The sequence below is a fragment of the Corynebacterium glyciniphilum AJ 3170 genome, from assembly GCF_000626675.1.
GTDB lineage: Bacteria > Actinomycetota > Actinomycetes > Mycobacteriales > Mycobacteriaceae > Corynebacterium > Corynebacterium glyciniphilum.
The window spans coordinates 2,326,095-2,343,720 of sequence record NZ_CP006842.1 but is presented as its reverse complement, the minus strand read 5'-3'; the positions used below and the strand labels follow the sequence as shown (position 1 = coordinate 2,343,720).

The window sequence follows — 17,626 nt, the reverse complement described above, 5'->3', positions numbered from 1 at the left end:
CGGTGCAACTGGCAGGAAATCTGGCGGACGTAGAGTCATCCAGTACTGACCGGAAAGGTACAGCACGGTAAACCCGTATGACGGTAAACCGGACACGGATGGCGACATGGAGGTGTGGTCCACTGTGGTGTCGTTGAATACCGTGGTGACAGCCGCCGGGTTGTCGATCGTGGGCGAGACTGCTCGTCCCGGTCGGGACGTCACAGGAATTTACCTGGTAGACAGAGCGGATATCGAGGCTCCTATCACCTCAGCCCCTGGTCCGTTGCGCGATCGGCTTCTGGTGCTACCGCCAGCACTGACAGCACCGATAGCAGCGACATCGCAGGAGTTCATCGCATCCCTCGTCGCGTCTGCCACGAGACAGCGTGCCGCGGGGATCGTGCTCGGTGGCGAAGCAGAGTCATGGTTCATCGAATTGTGCTCCCGGCACGGTCTGCCGCTGCTCACCCAGCAGCTGGACCCGTCTGCCGGGGCGAAGGGAAGAGGACCGACACTTGACAGTCTCCGGGCCCTCGTTGCTACCGAGCTGAGGAGGCAGTTCACGACATCGTCCCTCGCGCCTGCGGCAGACGGCGTTGACCATCTCGCCCGACTCCTCCGCTTACTGGATGAGGGAGCGAGGTCCGTTGGCGCAGAACTTCATCTCGACATTCCCGGTGCTCTGGTCAATCCTTTCGTCACCCTGTCTCCCGCGTTCCGGTCGGCGGCCCTGGACTGTCCGGTGATGGCGGTGAAAGATCTGCCGTATGAAGGCAGGGTGGCCCGCGTGGATGTGGGGAGGCCAGGGTGTTCGTTGCTGTTCACCAGGAGTGTTCCGACAGCATGGCCACACCGTCCGGTGGCCGCTGTCGTGGCTGCTTGTCGGGAGCTGGTTGCGGAGGCAGCGGTTTCCCGTGGCACCCGTAGCATGATGGAGCACACGTTCATGCGTGAACTCATCACCGGAGACTCCTCAGCCGTCGGGCCATGGGCGGAAACACTGGGCCTGCCGCCCGGCTGTCGCGTCACTGCCCTGGTCATCAATGTGGAGGACGTCGACTCGGCCGGGTGCACTGCCGTTGAAAGTGCTGTCCATGACGCTGCTCTCGCGTCACTGAAACCTGCGGTCGCTGCGACTCGGGAGGGACGTGTACTCGCCCTGATCCCGAGGACGGGATCTGTCCGCGATGCCGTGCTCGATTCCGCGCTCGACAGCCTCGGCGTTCGCCTCGCCCCGATCCTGGCACGCCCGGTAGCTATTGGTACCAGTTCCTGTGTCCTCACCGCGCCGGACGATCTTGTCCACGCACTGGTCAGTGCCGGCCAGATGTTGGACCGGGAACTCTACCGCGCGGAGACGGAAACCGCCCGGACATCGGATACGCGGGGCCTCCCAGCCAGAATGAAGGTCCCTCTTGTCGCAGGTCTCCTCTCGGAGGAGGCGTCCTCGACCTTGTCAGACGTGGTACTCGCACCGTTGTTACGCAACGACGGACGAAGCGGTTCGAGTTATGTCGAAACCCTGCGTACTTACCTTCTCCTTGACTGCAGGATGGCGGAGACCGCGGAAGTGCTGGGAGTGCACACCAACACGCTGCGCTACCGCCTGCAGCGGATCGAGGCGTTGACGGGGCGGGACCTGCATGTGACAGCAGATCGGGTCGACTTCTACCTTGCGTTGACGCTGCGAGACATCCCCCACCAGGGCTCGGCCGGAGTAGGTGGGAATTCGGCAATGATGCGGTAGTCGTGACCGTCGGACTCGCCGATGATCGCCGGGTGGATGCTGTAGTGGTCAGCTTGGAATCGAAAGGGCGTACCGGTCGGGTTTCCGTTGAACGTCACATGCGTTAGCGCCGAAGCCAACGCTTCGGTTGACGTATCTCCGGCACGGTCCGCTGCGAGCGAGAGCATGTGGACCGCATTGTAGGCACTGACCTGGGCAGCGTGAGCAGGAACCGGTCCGCGGAACTGGTGGAGGGCGGACCGGTATGTGATGTTGTTGGGGGAGACCACTCCTGCCAGGTAGGACGCGACCATGTAGTGGCCGTCACCGCTCGTTCGTTTCATGGCGCGGAGATCGACTCCGGTGGTGACTGTCGCGGCGACAGGAAGACCGCAGCCGGAGTCATGGAGTTGCTGGTAGAACGCGGACGTGGACTCAGAACCCACCAGGTTGCAGACCACGACGTCCGGTCGCGAGGAGTCTGTTCGTTCCGTGATCTCGGCGACGGCGTCCCGGAAGTCGGTTTCTCCAAGGGGTGCGAAGGAGTCGCCGACAACCTTGATATTCCAGGTGGCGGCAGTGCGACGGATTTCCTCCGACAGGACACGTGGGTAGATGTAGTCCGAGCCGATGATGTATATCCGGTGGCCGAGGTGCGTGGCGATCCACGAGAGGTAGTCGGGCAGGAATTGATTCGGTGCGGCACCACAGTAGAAGACGTGGGGGTCGTTCTCCCCGCCCTCGAAGTACGTCGGGTACATCAGTACGGTGTCGAGTTCCCGTAGCACCGGCAGCATGGCGACCCGGCAGGCGGACATGTAGCCGCCGACCAGGGCGTCAACTTGTCTGTCCTGGACGAGGGTCCGTACTCCGAGGGGCGCCCGGGACACTTCGGAACAGGTATCGAAAACCTCGACTTCCAGGGGTTCGCCGAGTACGCCTCCGGCGGTGTTGATCTCCCTGACGGCCAGCAGTGCCCCATCGGCGATGGTGGACCCGACATCGGAGCGGGGGCCGGTGAGGGAGAAGACAAGACCGATGCGCATATGCCTCAGCCTATGCCTCGCAGTAGTGACGGCTGTGTGTCCTGCTGTTACGACTTGATGAGCAACGGTGACGATTGTGTTTCGCGAAGCTTCCCGCACTGTTCTGTGGTGGCTTCGATTGTCGCAGGTGTGTGCCGGTAGCCTTGCGCAGCGCATTGTGGACATCCACAACGACGGTGCCGTCGGTTCCGTACAGGTGCACCATTGTTGCTGATCCCGGGGGCTTTCTAGGTTTGGTTCTTGTCCCAGAACGACAGAAAACAAGAGAACCATCACAAGGAGGCCCCCATGACATCAACCATCGAACCCGGTGTCCGTACCGCCGTCGATATCGGTGGAACGTTCACCGATGTCTACGTCCAGCAGGCGGACGGCACGATCATCACGGCCAAGTACCCTACCCAGGCTGACCCGATCGACGGCGTGCTCAAGGGGATGGCCCTTACCGGCGTGGAGTGGAAGGACGTCGACCTGTTCTCCCACGGCACCACCATCGCCACCAATGCCCTGATCACCCGGAACTTCCCGAAGGTCGCGATGGTGACCACCGAGGGCTTTCGCGATGTCATCGAGATTCGCCGCGGTGACCGGGAGGACTGGGACCCCTACAACGAGGTTGCAGCGCCGTTCGTTCCGCGCCGTCACCGGCTGACCGTCAGTGAGCGCGTCGGTTACGACGGAGAGGTCCTCACCGCCTTGGACGAGGATGGTGCCCGCGAGGTCGCCCGCGTCCTGCGCCGCCGCGGGGTCGAGACCGTGGCGGTCTGCTTCGTCAACGCCTACACTAACCCGGTCAATGAGGAGCGCATGGCCGAGATCCTCGCCGAGGAACTGCCCGGCGTTCCGGTGTGTACGTCCTCCGACGTCCTTCCCGAAATCTTTGAGTACGAGCGTTTCAACACCACCGTCGCCAACGCGGCCCTGGTGCCGATCATCGGCCCGTACGCCAAGACGCTGGAGTCGCGCCTGACCGACGCGGGCTACGACAATGACGTCCTGCTGCTCCACTCCGGTGGGGGAGTGATGACCCCGAAGATGGCGGAGACCTACGGTGCCCGGCTCGCCGCGTCCGGCATCGCCGCAGGTGCGATTGCCTCCCGCCATATCGGACGTAAGTGCGGCTTCGAGAACTCCATCGGCTTCGACATGGGCGGCACGTCCACCGACGTCAGCCTCACCGAGAACGGTGTCCTGGGCACCACCGACACCTGGTCGGTGCAGTTCGGCTTCCCGATCTGCTTCCCGTCGATCGAGGTTCTCACCATCGGTGCCGGCGGTGGGTCGATCGCCTGGCTCGATGATGCGAAGTCCCTGCGCTCGGGTCCGCAGTCGGCTGGGTCGACCCCTGGACCCGCCTGCTACGGCGACGGCGGTGAGCTGGCGACCAACACCGACGCGAACCTGGTCCTCGGCACCGTCGGTGTCTCTCTGGCCGGAGGTGTCAAACAGCTTGACGTGGAGAAAGCACGAGAGGCCATCTCGGGCATTGCCGAGCCGCTGGGCCTGGGTATAGAGGAGGCCGCCCAGTCGATCATCAAGGTCGCCAACGCGAACATGGCGGACGCCATCCGACTCATCTCGGTGCGTAAGGGCCACGACCCCCGCGACTTCGCCCTCGTGGGTTTCGGCGGGGCAGGGCCACTGCACGTCGCCTACCTGGCCAAAGACCTGGGTATCCCCACGGTGATAGTGCCGCCTCACCCCGGCGTCACCTCGGCGACAGGGTGTCTGCTGGTCGATATCCAGCATGACCTGACGAAGATGTACCTCACCAACGCCGAGGACGCGGACCTGGATGAACTCAACACCTCCTTCGCCGAACTGGCGGCGGAAGGGCGGGACCGCCTGACCGCAGAGCATGTCGAGGATGACGACATGGTGTTCCAGTACTCGATCGACATGCGCTATCAGGGACAGTGGCGGTCGATCTCCGTGGACGTCGGCGTCCCGATCACGAGCCTTGACGAGGTCATCGACAAGTTCCACGAGACGCACCTCAAGGAGCACAACTTCTCCAACCGCGACACCGGTGTCGAGATCTACCGGCTGCAGGTGAAGGCGATCGGACTGACCGCGCACGCCGACGAGCAACCGGCCGAGCTCATCGACCCGTCGACGTTCACGCCCACGGCGGTCGAGGTCCGGCAGGTCCTCTTCCCGGATGAGACAGCCCGGGTGGAGACACCGATCTACAACCGAACGGACCTGCCCGCCGGCGCCGTGATCGACGGCCCCTGCATCATCGACCAACTCGACACCACCACTGTCGTCCCCCCACAGACCACCGCCCGCGTCGACGAGTGGGACCACCTCATCCTCACCACAGCCCCCTGACCCGTTTCCACCACACCGAAAGAAGGACAAGACCATGCCTACCTCGCTCGACCCCGTGACTTTCGAGGTCCTCAAGAACGCTTTCGTCAACACCGTCGACCAGATGGCCGAGCAGATCCTACGGACCTGCTACTCGTTCGTCATTTATTCCAGGGACTTCTCCTCGGCCCTCTGCGACCTGGAGGGCAACACCGTGATGCAGGGGACCGGCGACATCGCCGCCCACGTCGGCACCCTGCATTACACCGCCAAAGCCGTCATCCGTGACTTCGCCCACGACATGAATCCAGGGGACGTTTTCGTCATCAACGACGTGTACGAAGGTGGCAGCCACTTCAACGACACGCGCATCATCCGTCCGATCTACTACGAGGGCGAGCTCCTTGGCTACGCACAGGCCAACGGGCACTGGGCTGATGTCGGTGGCGCGACTCCCGGCTCCTTCAATGTCAAGGCTCTTGACCACATGGGGGAGGGACTACGCATCCCGCCGACCCGTCTGTGGAGTAAGGGGGAGTTCCTCACCGACGTCGCGTACCTGATCGCCAAGAACACCCGCAACCCACGGGACATCATCGGTGACATGCAGGCGCAGGCAGAGGCCACGAAGGTCGCCGAACGTGAGATCCAGCGTCTGTGCGCTAAGTACGGTGTGGAGACCGTAAAGACGGCCATGGCCGAGGTCCAGGATTACGTGGAGGAGCTCACCCGGGCGAAGATCGCCGACCTGCCGGATGGTGTCTGGTACACCGAGGACTACATTGACCAGGACCCGGCCCTCGACGAGGGGCTCATCCCGGTCACTATGAAGATGATCATTGAGGGGGACCGGGTGCACTACGACCTCTCGAAGTCCCACGCCTCGATTTCCTCGATGCTCAATGCAGGTTTCGGCGGTTCGTTCGCCGGTATTGTAGCTGGCACCAAAATGCAGTTCCCCGATATTCCGCTGAATTCGGGCTTCTACCGGGTTGTCACCGCGGACCTCGGGCCGATCGGCTCGGTGGTCAACGCGGAGTGGCCGCGTCCGTGCGCGGGCTTCTGCTCCGGGCCCTTCGAGAAGATCATGAATTCCGTGTTCGAGATCTGGTCGGACATCCAACCGTCCCGAGCCATGGCAGCGACGTTCAACTTGGAGTACCTCCTGGTGGGAGGGAAGGATAACCGGCTCGACGAGTCCCCAAGTTTCATGTGGTACGACTGGATGATGGGTGGTTGGGGAGCCCGCAACGGTGCTGACGGCTATAACGCGTCTGCTCCGATCTTCGGCGTCCAGTACGGTACCCAGCCATTCGAGGGGCAGGAACGCCTCGCACCGGTGTTGACGACCTGCCACGACCTCGTCCCGGACTCGGGTGGGCCGGGAAAGTACCGTGGCGGTCTCGGAGCCGAGAAGGGCGGGCACCTGTGGGCGTCTGACAATACGGTGATGTCCTACTGCTGCGACCGTGAACGGTCGGTGACCTGGGGCCTGTGGGGAGGACTGCCGTCGATCCCGCACGGTGTGTGGCTGAACAAGGGCACTGAAGACGAGCGCTATCTCGGCTCCATCTTTGCCGCGGTACCCATCAAATCCGGCGATCGGTTCACTCGCCCTTCTGCAGGTGGCGGTGGGCTCGGGGACCCGTTGCAGCGTGACCCAGCCGCCGTACTGGAGGACGTCATCGACGGCTACGTCACGGTGGAGCGTGCTGAGCAGGATTACGGTGTGGTCGTCAACCTCGTCGACCCGGAGATCTTCGAGTACGAGATCGACGGGTCGGCGACGGAGAAGGCCCGTGCGTACATCCGTACACATCGCCGCGAGTGGATGGCACGCGACCCACAGGAGGTCTCTGGGGAGTACCGGCAGAAGCTCATCACCGACATGGACTGCATCCGTCGCTACGGGGTGATCCTCGACTGGGGCAGCGGTGAAGTGCTGGAGGAGTCCACCCGCCAGTTCCGGGAGATGTTGGCCCGTCGCACCACCGTCCACTGGACCGACGACCCGGAGACCGCGTTTGTTGAGGGCACGCTGCGTAACCATCCGTCGACCGTCACTGTGACCGTCTGAGGAACGAGGATGACATGACCACTCCACACGTTCATACAGACGCCGGACAGCATCGCGCCGACGTTCCTCCCCTCCGCATTGTCCACACAGATGATCCCAGCGTCCTGGCGAAGAACGCCGCCGAAGATTATTCGCTCCATATCGTCCCCAGGTCCTGGCGGGTCGGGAAGATGTCCACCGCCATGGTCTGGACGGGGTTGATGAGCGCGATGTTCTTCGTTGTGGTCGGGGCGACTGTTGCCCTGAGCGTCGGTACGGTGAACTCGTTGATCGGTATCGCGCTGTCTGTCGTGGCCTACGGACTGATCAACCAAGTGGCCTCAAAGGTGGCGAACGAGTCCGGGACCAGTGTGTCCCAGTTCTCGCGAGCTATGTTCGGACGTGTGGGTTCCGCGTTCGCCGCTGCGCTGTTTGGCATCACGATCATGTACTACGTGGTAGCGGAGGGGGCGATCGTAGCTTCCGCGCTGCACGCGTTCTTCGCCGACCGCGGTTGGGTCGCACCACTCTCCGTCTGGGCACTGGTGGTTGTGCTGTACCAGGCGCCGCTCGCGTGGCGAGGTGTGACGGCATGGCTGGACAAGCTCAACGGCGTCCTGCTGCCGTTGTACATCCTGGGACTCATTGGGTCGGTCGTCTGGGCCATCGTGAAATACGGCTACAGCAACGACTGGCTCACCGGGCCCCCGGCATCAGCCTCCGACCTCGGGGTACCGGGTTGGTGGTACGCCTTCGTCATCTATATGGGAGTGTGGGTCGTCACCATGATGGTGTGGGACTTTGCCCGGTACGGAAAGAACGAGGACGCGGAGATCAACAGCAAGGTCATCTTCGGTGCCCCGTACTACGTGGTCACGCTGCTGGTTAATGCCGCGGTGGGGATGTTCCTTGTCGAGACGATCGAGATCGACGGCCCGTTGAGCGAGGAGTCTGCCATTGTCGGGGTCGTCGGCATGATGGGGGTCTGGGGGCTCGTGTGGGTGCTGGCCTCCCAGACCCGGGTCAACGCAGGAAACTTCTACCTCTCGTCCACTAATTTCCAGAACTTCTTCGCACGCACGGTGAAATGGTCCATGCCAAGGGTCTTCTGGCTTGGGGTGGTCGCCGTGATTGTGTACCTCATGATGCTGACCAACGTCCTGACCTGGATCAACGTGTCCCTTCAGTACCAGGGTGCGTTCATCGTCGGGTGGGTAGCGATCATGCTGGTCCATGTCGCCTGGATGAGACGGACCGGTGTTGCCTACAACAGGGTGGAGATCAGACCGGGGAGGGTTCCCGCGGTCAATCCGGCAGGCACGACCGCCTGGGTGTGCTCCGCTGTCGTGGGAGTGGCCATGGTGGCCTCCGGTGGGAACGCCGCGGCCGTCTGGGCCCCACCGGTTGCCTTCGTGCTTGCGGGAGCCATCTACGCCGTCGCTCTGAGATTTGCCAGGCCCACCTGGTTCGTCATGGAGCGTCCTCACGATCCCCGGATCGAGGTATCCGAGGCAGGCGAGGACCCGTGGGAAGCACGTGTGGAGTGTTACCGCTGCGGTGACTCCTACGTGGCCTTTGAGATGGACAGGGACCCTTCCCATAACCACGCCGCCATCTGTCTGGCGTGTGCCTCTGACGACCCTGAGTTTCAGAGAGCCGCCGATCACGAGGCAAGGCTCTGCGGGGAGAGACGCTGACAGAGAGTGTTCCGATGCTCCAACCCGCTCGGGTTGGAGCGTCATGGCGTGCAGGACCGGCCTGCCACGCATGGCTGCGATTATATCGTGTTCGCGGACATCACCGTCCACAAATGTATGCGTATGTATGACCTTCTCTGGGCGTCTATGAGGTTCGCCTATGCTAAATAAAGGTTCTCGCAGGGGCGACGCTGAGTGTGGTCGCCGTGGCTGCCCGCGGAAGGGATATGCTACTGAACTGGTATTTTGTGGTTTTTCGCGAGGGAGTGTCCGTGGAATATTATGGCATATGTCACAATTGAGAAAAAGAGTGACATAGGTGGTGTTGTTCGGAAAAGGAATCTGTATGCTTCACGTATGCATTTGAACAGCAGTGACAAGAAGCGCATCCCCGGAGCGCTCACCATCATCAAGGAACCGGCGGGGGACGACGTCGCCGAGCAGAACAATCCGAAGGTCGTGGAGACCGTGTCATCGATGCTGCTCGACATTGAGCGCAACGGCATGGACGCCGTCCGGCGATACGCCAAGGAGCTCGATGGCTTCGACGGCGACATCGAAGTGTCCACGAAAGAGATGCGCAAAGCCACCGACGAGCTCCCCGACGACCTCCGTGCGGCCCTCGACACCGGTGCCGAGCGCACCAGGACATTCGCCAGAATGCAGCGCGAGCGTCTCGTGGACTTCGAGGATGAGGTCATCCCCGGCGTGGTGTGCGGCCAGCGCTACGTCCCCGTCAACAACGTCGGCGCCTACCTTCCGGCCGGGCGATTCCCCCTTCTGGCCAGTGCTTTCATGACTGTCGGGGTCGCCGGTGCTGCCGGCGTGCCGAATGTCGTAGCGTGCACTCCGCCGAGCAGGAACGGTCGGCCCCACCCTGCCGTCCTCTACGCGGCCCACGTATCGGGCGGTGACCGCGTTTTCGCTCTCGGTGGTGTCCAGGCACTGGCGTCGATGGCTTTCGGGCTACTGGACGGGAATCCGTCGGACATGGTGGTCGGGGCGGGGAACGCCTTCGTCGCCGAAGCGAAGCGGCAACTCTACGGGACCGTCGGCATCGACGTTCTCGCCGGCCCGTCAGAGGTCGCCGTCCTCGCTGACGCGTCCGCCGATGCCGAGATGGTCGCAGCTGATCTTCTCGCGCAGGCCGAACACGGACCGCAGTCCCCGGCCTGCCTGGTCACCACCGACGAGGCGCTCGGTCGGGCAGTGGCGTCCGAAGTCGACCATCAGCTTGAAGGATTGGCGACCCGGGAGATCGCGGGAGCGGCCTGGCGTGACTTCGGCTCCATCTACGTCGTCGAGGACCGTGAGGCGGCAGCGACGGCGATGGACCTGCTGGCACCCGAACACCTCGAGGTGCTGGCAGAGGATCTCGACTGGTGGCTCGACCGGCTCACCTGCTACGGATCGCTCTTCCTCGGGCCCTGGTCAACTGTCGCCTACGCCGACAAAGGCATGTCCGGCACCAACCACGTGCTCCCGACTGCCCGAGGTGCCCGGTACACCGAGGGACTGTCCGTCCTCGGCTTCCTCAAACAACTCACCTATCAGCGTGCGACGAAGGCCTCGACCCATGCACAGGCCTCGCCCGTGGTCACCATCGCCGACTTCGAACAGATGCCCGGCCACCGTGACAGCGCACAGCTGCGGCTCGACCGACTGTGACTCCGGCGTCCGGACCGGCGTGACCGCCGTACAGGATGCCTCCCTTTCCTTCCCAGAAAGAAGAGAACCATGAAAACGATGAAGTTCCTCCAGACAGGAGCGGCACTGACGATCACGTCCCTGGCCCTCGCCGCGTGCGGTGCCGGCAGCGACAGCCCCTCGAACAGTGCGGCAACCTCCGCCTGTGACTTCGACAACCCGTCCTCGCCGACAACGGTCAACGTCCTGGCGTACAACTCTTCGGCCATCGACCCGTACACCAACTCGATGGTCAACAGTTGCTCAAAGGACAATGTCACCGTCCAGCACGAGCCCATCGACTTCGCCGGGCAGGTGCAGCGCACCCAGGCGACATTGGGGACCGACAACGGAACCTACGATCTGATCGAAAGCTACGGTTTCGTGATTCCCGGCTACGCAGACCAGGACAAGCTTGTCCCGCTGGACGACCTGTTCACCGAATTCACCGACCAGTACGATCTGGACGGCATCAGCCAGGACCTCAAGGACCGCCTGAGCTACGATGGCCAGCTGTGGGCCGTCCCGATGCAGGCACAGGCCTTCACCTTCGTCTACCGCCAGGACGTCTTCGACGAACTCGGACTCGAGGTCCCCACCACCTTCCAGGAGATGGAGGAGACAGCCAAGGAGATCCAGGATTCCGGGAAGATGGAGAATCCGCTTGCGCTGCCGTGGTTGTCGTCCAGTGACCTGGGAACCGCCTACGTCGCGGCACTCGGATCTCTCGGTAAGCAGTACGTGGACGAGGACACTCGCCGCCCGAACTTCGACTCGGACGAGTCCCGCCAGGCGCTCGAGGCGATGAAGGCACTGACCCCGTACATGGACCCGCAGGCGCTCACCTTCGACCAGCCGAAGGTCCAGCAGCAGCTCTTCAACGACCAGGCGGCCATGGCGATCATGTTCTCCGGACGCATGGCCGACCTGCAGGACGAGAACCAGACGTCCTTCAGCGACCAGTTCGCTTTCGCCGCGCCGCCGTCGGTGGAGGACGGCGGAAAGCTCTACTCGCAGGTGTCCATCGACGGCTGGTCGATCCCGAAGAACACGAAGGTGGACAACAAACTGCTGTTCAACCTCATCGGCGCTTCCGTGTCGGAAGAAGCCTCCGAGGCGTCGATCCCCGACGCCTACCCGGCCCGGGAAGGTATCGCCAACCAGGACAACATGGACTACGCCGACGCTGTGGAGACCGCGATTTCAGAAGCCCCGGACCCACAGCTCGTCCCGTGGGCAGCGGACATGAACAACGAGACCATCAACGTCCTGGCCCAGATCATCTCCGGGCAGAAGGACATTGACGCCGGCATGCGCGAGATGCAGCAGATCGCCGAACGCGTCATGCAGAAGTACTGATCCGCGCCAGAGACCACCTGCGTACCGAGAAGGAAGGAGGGAGCCATCGTGAAGAGACGTGAATTCTGGGTCTTCGTCGCCCCGAGCATCATCGTCATGTTCGGGCTGCTGGTCATCCCGCTGTACAAGACTCTCCGGTGGAGCTTCGAAGAGGTGACCTACGGATCGCCAGGGTCCTGGGTCGGACTGCAGAACTACACCCAGGCACTCACAGACAGCCGATTCCTCAAAGCCCTGGTGTTCACCACAGGGCTGACCATCACCACGACCGCGGTCGTCGTCGTTCTCGCCTACGTCCTGGCTGTGATGGTGAACCGGCTGACCTGGCCGAGACCGATCGTCCTGGGAATCATGCTCATCCCGTACGTGATCCCGTCCGTTGTCGGTTCCGCCGCTTACTCGTGGCTGTTCGACTCCAACTTCGGCGGCATCGTCAACCTCGTCATCTCGAAAGTCACCGGTCTCGACATCCTGTGGTTCACCGACGTGTGGCCCAACCGCCTCCTGCTGATGTCCAACATCGTCTGGTCCATGCTGCCGTTCGCCATGCTGATGATCCTCGCCGGCCTTCAGGGTGTGTCGAAGGAAGTCGTCGAAGCAGGACGGATGGACGGCGCGAATCTCTTCCAGAGGCACTGGCACATCATCATCCCGAGTATCCGCGGAATCATGGGGTTTGTCCTGCTGATCCTCACGATGGACATCTTCCGGGTCTTCGATCAGTTGATCCCGCTCTCTCCGTCCGCTGCGCAGATCGGTAACGAGTCGGTCATGCTCTATGTCTTCAACATCGCCTTCCGCGAGGGATCACCCCAACTCGGCCTCGGAAGTGCGGTCAATGTGCTGTCGATCATCGTGATCATGATCCTGCTGTATCCCTCAATCCGAGGCATCCTGAAGGAGGCGAGAGGTCGTGACTGACATCGTGACCCCAGATCCGAGACACAATCCCACAATCACCGACGCCGACTCCTCCGGCCCCGTCCCGAAGAAGCGCCGGAAGTTCCTGGACAAGGGTGAGACCAGCGGATGGCGCGTCGTCGTCATCGGCCTGGTGATGCTGGCGGTCTGTCTGGTCTGCCTGGCACCGTTCCTGTGGACGCTCTTGTCGGTGACGAAACCGCTGAACATTGCGTTCGCCAACCCGCCGAAGTTCATCTACGAGCCGACGATGCAGGCGTTCCAGTCCCTGTGGCAGGGGACCGACTTCTACAAGTACCTCATCAACACCACCATCGTCGCGGTGATCTCCACCGTCGTCGCTCTGGTCATCGGCATTCCGGCGGCCTACGCCCTGTCCCGCTTCCCCGGGTGGGTGTCGGTGGTGCTCCTGATCACCGCCCTGATCTTCCGCGCGCTGCCCCGACCGGCAGTCGTTCTCCCGCTGTACGAACTCACCAAGAGTATCGGCATCTACGACTCGATCTGGGCGATTTCGGCCGCACTGATCGCCATCAACCAGCCCTTCAGCATCTGGTTGTTGCGCAACTTCTTCGCCGAGATACCGAAGGAACTTGACGAGGCCGCGTTGATGGACGGCTGCAACAGGTTCCAGACCCTCAGGCGGGTGCTCATCCCCATCATGGGACCGGGCATTCTCACTGCCGGGATCTTCATGTTCCTCTTCGCCTTCCAGGAGTATTTCGCCGCGATCATCCTGACCGACGTCGACTCCAAGACCGTGCCGGTGTTCATCGCCACCCAGCTGGGACAGACCCTGCCGATGCTGCAGCAGGCAGGTGCGGCGACGATCCTGCTGACCCTGCCCGTGGTCGCCATCGCATTCCTCGCGCAGAAGTACCTGGTTGCCGGCCTGTCGGCCGGGTCGGTGAAGGGGTGATGGCACCATGATCACCGACACCCCGGTCGTGCTCATCGCCGGAATGAACCTGTCTCCCAGGATGTGGTCCCGGTGCGATCTGCCCGCGGGAACGATCCTGGTGACACCGCAGGACGATTCCATGGAAGCGGTAATCGGACGCCTCCTTGCCGAGCTTCCGCCCAGGTTCATTCTTGGTGGGCTCAGCCTTGGCGGCATCGTTGCGATGCACGTGGCGGCCCGAGCGCCGGAGAGAGTGGCCGGGCTGATGCTTATGGCCACGAATGCGAGGTCACCGACCCAAGAACAACTCGAGGGGTGGGAGGCCACGATCGAAGGACTCACCGGCACCGGCTACCGCTCTGGCGGCACGGGGCCGCGCGAGTACCAGGAGTCGATCCTGTCCCTGCTCCTCTCGGATCCGACCGTCGACGACTGGTCGGTCATGGTGACGGACAGCGCAGGAGACCTCACGGCCGACACCCTCGTCAGTCAGCTGAGGCTCCAGCAGACCAGGACCGATGCCCGTCCCGGGCTCCGCCGGTGTCGCATACCAACCGTGATCCTCGCTGGCGACCGGGACGCGTTGTGTCCGGTGGCCAACCACGAGGAGATCCGGGACACGCTGCCGGACGATACGGCGGTCGAGCTCACCGTTCTCGACGGTGTCGGTCACCTGATCCCCGTCGAGGTGCCCGACGCCGTCACCTCGGCAATCGACATCCTGCTCCAACTCTCACGAACAACCATCGAAAGGACATGCACTACACCATGACACTCAAGAAGATCGCCTACGAGCCCTACTCCGACCCTGATGAGTTCATCCGGGAAGTCACCGATCGGATCTGGGTCCAGCGCGACATCGAGCACATCTACGACAATTACGAGGCCGACTCGATCGTCCACGGTCCCGGTGGCACCGCTGTCGGGGTGGAGCAGGTCGTTCAGGGCACGACGATGCGTATCGCCGCCGTCCCTGATCACATCGGTCTGGCAGAGGACGTTGTCTGGGAGGAACGGGGTGACGATGCATTTCTCAGCTCCCACCTCGTCCTCGGTATCGACCACGTTGCGTCGCCGGAAGGGCAGCGCATTGTGCGTAGCCGCACCATCGCCAACTGCCTGTACCGCGAGGGACGCATGGTGGAGGAGTGGGTCGTGCGCGATTCTCTGGCTCAGTGCCTGCAGTTGGGGACCGATCCCGCCGAAGCTGCTGCACGCCTGCCCTATGTCGGCTACTCCGGGTCGCTGACCGGGCCTGCGCCCGAGAACCCGTTGGTGGAGGGCGACTCCGGCCCGCGGGAGAATAACCATCCCGAGGCATGCCAGATGGTCGTCGACATGATCCACCACGTGTGGTCGCGGAGAAACCTCGCCAAGATGGATGAGTATTTTGACCGGGACGTCATCCTCAACACCGTCGGTGATAAGACGGTCGTCCGACCCAAGGCCTACCAGGAGAATCTCCTTGAACTGGTCAGCGCCTTCCCGGACTGCACCGTCGAGGTCCGGGACATCCAGACCAATGAGGAGACCCGGTACGGCGGCCTCCGCGTCGCGGTGTCGTGGAAGCTCAGCGGGCACTACACCGGTGCCCAGCTCTTCGGCCCGCTGACCGGAGAGAAGGTCGACATCCTCGGCGCTTCCCAGTTCCAGATCCACGAGGGTCGAATCGTGCGTGAAGTCCGCATTTTCGACTGGGTGGGCGTGCTCGCGCAGATCAACGCAGGCCGGGGAGAGGAGGAGTTCCGCTTCGACAACCTCTACTGACGAACCCCTCCCGACTACAGCAGCCCCCACGACTGCGTTCCGACGACTGACTGACCACAGGAACCCCTGACCCGAAAGGATCGCACATGTCAACCCCGACCAGTACAACCGCCTCCACCACCATGACCCCGGAGGATCTCGACGCCCGCCTCATCCGGTTCACCCACTGGGTGCCATGCAAGGCGGCCTTCATCGACTGTAAGACGCCCGGCTCCGACCGCAAGGACAACTACTCCTTCGTCGGCCCCGGCGTGTCTCAGAGTTCGAACCAGTTCGTCAATCTCGCGACACCGCATGGCTACCAGCTTGGTGCTGCTGGGATGCCCGCGGACGTGTCGAACAACCTCCATCTGCATTTCACCGCCGAGGTGTTCCTCAACCTCGGTGGACGTTTCCGTCTCCGGTGGGGACCGGACGGCGAACAGGGCAACTACATCTCCGAGGATGGCGACGTGATTTCCGTGCCCACCTGGATCTTCCGTGGTTTCACCAATATCGGACCCGATGACGGCATTCTCTACACGGTGCTGGGACGCGACGACACCGGCGGAATCATCTGGGGTCCCAAGGTCCTGCAGGATGCCGAGGGTTTCGGCCTCTACCTCACCCGTGAGAACCAGCTGGTGGACACGACGATCGGTGAAACAGCTCCGTCGGAGGATGAACGGATTACCCCGCTCGACCAGACGTACCTGGACGACCTCGATGTGTTCACACCGGAGGAGTTCCGGACACGGGTGGTCACCAGGGAGGACCGGCGCTATTCCGACCACGCATTCCTGTGCTCCGTGCTCCCCGGCGGACGCGGCAGGTTTGCGACGGTTATCGGCTACGGGCTGAGTGAGGACCGCCGTCAGGTACCGTCGCTGACCGAACCGCACTCCTTCTGCGCCGCCTGGCTCAGCGCTCCGGTCGGGGAGGGAATGCTCCGCCACCGTGTCGGTGTCGCAGAGACGATCACGGTCAAATCCGGAACATGGGACGTCGTGCTCAACGACGGTGCGGAGGAGACAGTCGTCAGCCTCGGCGAGCGAGACACTCTCTCGATTCCGGCGGGAGTCTGGCGTGCTTTCCGCTGCACTGCCCTGCCGGACGGTACGGGAGATTCCGCGGCAGCAGATGAGGCGGACCTCTTCGTGGTCACGGCAGGGGACCAGCGTGTCGAGATCGACTGGCACACCGAGGTCGAGCAGGCGGCAGCGGATGCTGGCGCTGCCCTGGACCCGAACCATTATGTGGCTCCGGCAGCGGTGCTTGCCAGTATCGGACTGCGGTAGCGGGTTGAAGTGAACACGGTGGACGTGGTGGACGTGGTGGACCCGGTGCTTCGGGTGGCGTGCGCACAGGTCCCGGTGGACGTCGAGCACCCGCGCATGGCGTACTCGGCGGTGTCCGAGGCCGTCAGCGCGGCGGCGCAGGCTGGGGCTGCACTGATTGTGCTACCGGAAATGGTCAACTCCGGGTACCACTTCGCCGATACCGACGAAGCATGGAGCCTGGCGGAACTCGTCCCTGGACCATGGACCACCCTGCTCTCCAGGCTTTCCACCGACCACGGCGTCGTCATCGTCGCCGGTCTCGCAGAACGAGGGACAGACGGGAAGCTCTACTCCGCGTCGGTGGTTGTTGATGCCGGGGACACCGTCGGTGTGTTCCGGAAAGCACACCTGTGGGACGCCGAACACCGGTACTTCACGGCGGGCGAGCGGGCCACGTTGGTCGTGGAGACGTCGATCGGGCGAGTCGCTACCGCGGTCTGCTACGACATCGAGTTCCCCGAAATGGTCAGGGCAGCCGCAGAAGAGCAGGCCGATGTGCTCGCAGCCCCGGTGAACTGGCCTCTGCGCACCGGCCCGGAGGGTGCACTTCCCGGCGGCTGGCCCATCGAGGTGCACAAGGTGGTCGCACACGCGGCCGACTACCGCATACCGATCGCTGTCGCGGACCGGTGCGGGCATGAACGGGGAGAGGAATTCACTGGTGGAAGCATTATCGTCGGTCATGACGGTGTTCCGTTGGCGGGGCCGCATATCGTCCGGCCTGCGCGACCGGCTCTTCTGGTCGCAGATCTCGGGAACGTCGGAGACCGTCGGCTGAGCGACCACAATCATGCACTGACAGACCGACGGCCGGACCTCTACCCGGTGCGCGCCGACGAACAACCCTAAGTAA

Annotated in this window: 13 protein-coding genes; 12 read left to right on the top strand and 1 reads right to left on the bottom strand. The window is 63.0% G+C overall.

The window, feature by feature from the left end; translation table 11 throughout:
- Positions 1–106 precede the first annotated feature (106 nt).
- Positions 107–1,729 carry a PucR family transcriptional regulator gene (locus CGLY_RS10965; RefSeq protein WP_038549394.1) on the top strand — a complete coding sequence of 541 codons (1,623 nt, stop codon included), beginning with the start codon at positions 107–109 and terminating at the stop codon, positions 1,727–1,729.
- Here the strand turns inward: CGLY_RS10965 and CGLY_RS10960 are convergent.
- The gene (locus CGLY_RS10960) at positions 1,651–2,754 is read right to left on the bottom strand and encodes a transporter substrate-binding protein (RefSeq protein ID WP_038549391.1); all 1,104 of its coding nucleotides are present in this window, start codon (positions 2,752–2,754) and stop codon (positions 1,651–1,653) included. The two genes, CGLY_RS10965 and CGLY_RS10960, sit on opposite strands and share 79 nt — an antisense overlap.
- Before the next feature lie 288 nt (positions 2,755–3,042).
- On the opposite strand from CGLY_RS10960, the gene CGLY_RS10955 reads away from it, so the two are divergent.
- From CGLY_RS10955 to CGLY_RS10905, 11 genes are all read left to right on the top strand, one after another.
- On the top strand, positions 3,043–5,088 hold the full coding sequence (locus CGLY_RS10955) for a hydantoinase/oxoprolinase family protein (RefSeq protein WP_038549389.1): 2,046 nt from the start codon (positions 3,043–3,045) through the stop codon (positions 5,086–5,088).
- Positions 5,089–5,122: 34 nt separating this feature from the next.
- Positions 5,123–7,144: a hydantoinase B/oxoprolinase family protein gene (locus CGLY_RS10950; RefSeq protein WP_038549387.1), complete on the top strand. Its 2,022-nt coding sequence runs from the start codon at positions 5,123–5,125 to the stop codon at positions 7,142–7,144.
- A 14-nt stretch (positions 7,145–7,158) separates the two neighbouring features.
- Positions 7,159–8,820: a purine-cytosine permease family protein gene (locus CGLY_RS10945; RefSeq protein WP_038549384.1), complete on the top strand. Its 1,662-nt coding sequence runs from the start codon at positions 7,159–7,161 to the stop codon at positions 8,818–8,820.
- 357 nt (positions 8,821–9,177) lie between these two features.
- On the top strand, positions 9,178–10,488 hold the full coding sequence (hisD, locus tag CGLY_RS10940; protein WP_038549382.1) for a histidinol dehydrogenase: 1,311 nt from the start codon (positions 9,178–9,180) through the stop codon (positions 10,486–10,488).
- Positions 10,489–10,557: 69 nt separating this feature from the next.
- Positions 10,558–11,865 carry an ABC transporter substrate-binding protein gene (locus CGLY_RS10935; RefSeq protein WP_081803884.1) on the top strand — a complete coding sequence of 436 codons (1,308 nt, stop codon included), beginning with the start codon at positions 10,558–10,560 and terminating at the stop codon, positions 11,863–11,865.
- A gap of 48 nt (positions 11,866–11,913) precedes the next feature.
- Positions 11,914–12,786: a carbohydrate ABC transporter permease gene (locus CGLY_RS10930; protein WP_038549380.1), complete on the top strand. Its 873-nt coding sequence runs from the start codon at positions 11,914–11,916 to the stop codon at positions 12,784–12,786.
- Complete coding sequence (locus tag CGLY_RS10925) at positions 12,779–13,705, top strand: carbohydrate ABC transporter permease (RefSeq protein WP_038549379.1); 927 nt, start codon at positions 12,779–12,781, stop codon at positions 13,703–13,705. The genes CGLY_RS10930 and CGLY_RS10925 overlap by 8 nt, the downstream gene beginning before the upstream one ends.
- Positions 13,706–13,712: 7 nt before the next feature.
- Positions 13,713–14,459 carry an alpha/beta fold hydrolase gene (locus tag CGLY_RS10920; protein ID WP_038549378.1) on the top strand — a complete coding sequence of 249 codons (747 nt, stop codon included), beginning with the start codon at positions 13,713–13,715 and terminating at the stop codon, positions 14,457–14,459.
- Positions 14,456–15,454: a nuclear transport factor 2 family protein gene (locus CGLY_RS10915; RefSeq protein WP_038549376.1), complete on the top strand. Its 999-nt coding sequence runs from the start codon at positions 14,456–14,458 to the stop codon at positions 15,452–15,454. Before CGLY_RS10920 ends, CGLY_RS10915 begins: the two co-directional genes overlap by 4 nt.
- Positions 15,455–15,540: 86 nt before the next feature.
- Complete coding sequence (locus tag CGLY_RS10910; protein ID WP_081803883.1) at positions 15,541–16,731, top strand: cupin domain-containing protein; 1,191 nt, start codon at positions 15,541–15,543, stop codon at positions 16,729–16,731.
- 9 nt (positions 16,732–16,740) lie between these two features.
- Entirely contained in the window at positions 16,741–17,622 is an 882-nt protein-coding gene (locus CGLY_RS10905; protein WP_052540057.1) for a nitrilase-related carbon-nitrogen hydrolase, read from the top strand.
- The last annotated feature ends 4 nt before the right edge of the window (positions 17,623–17,626 follow it).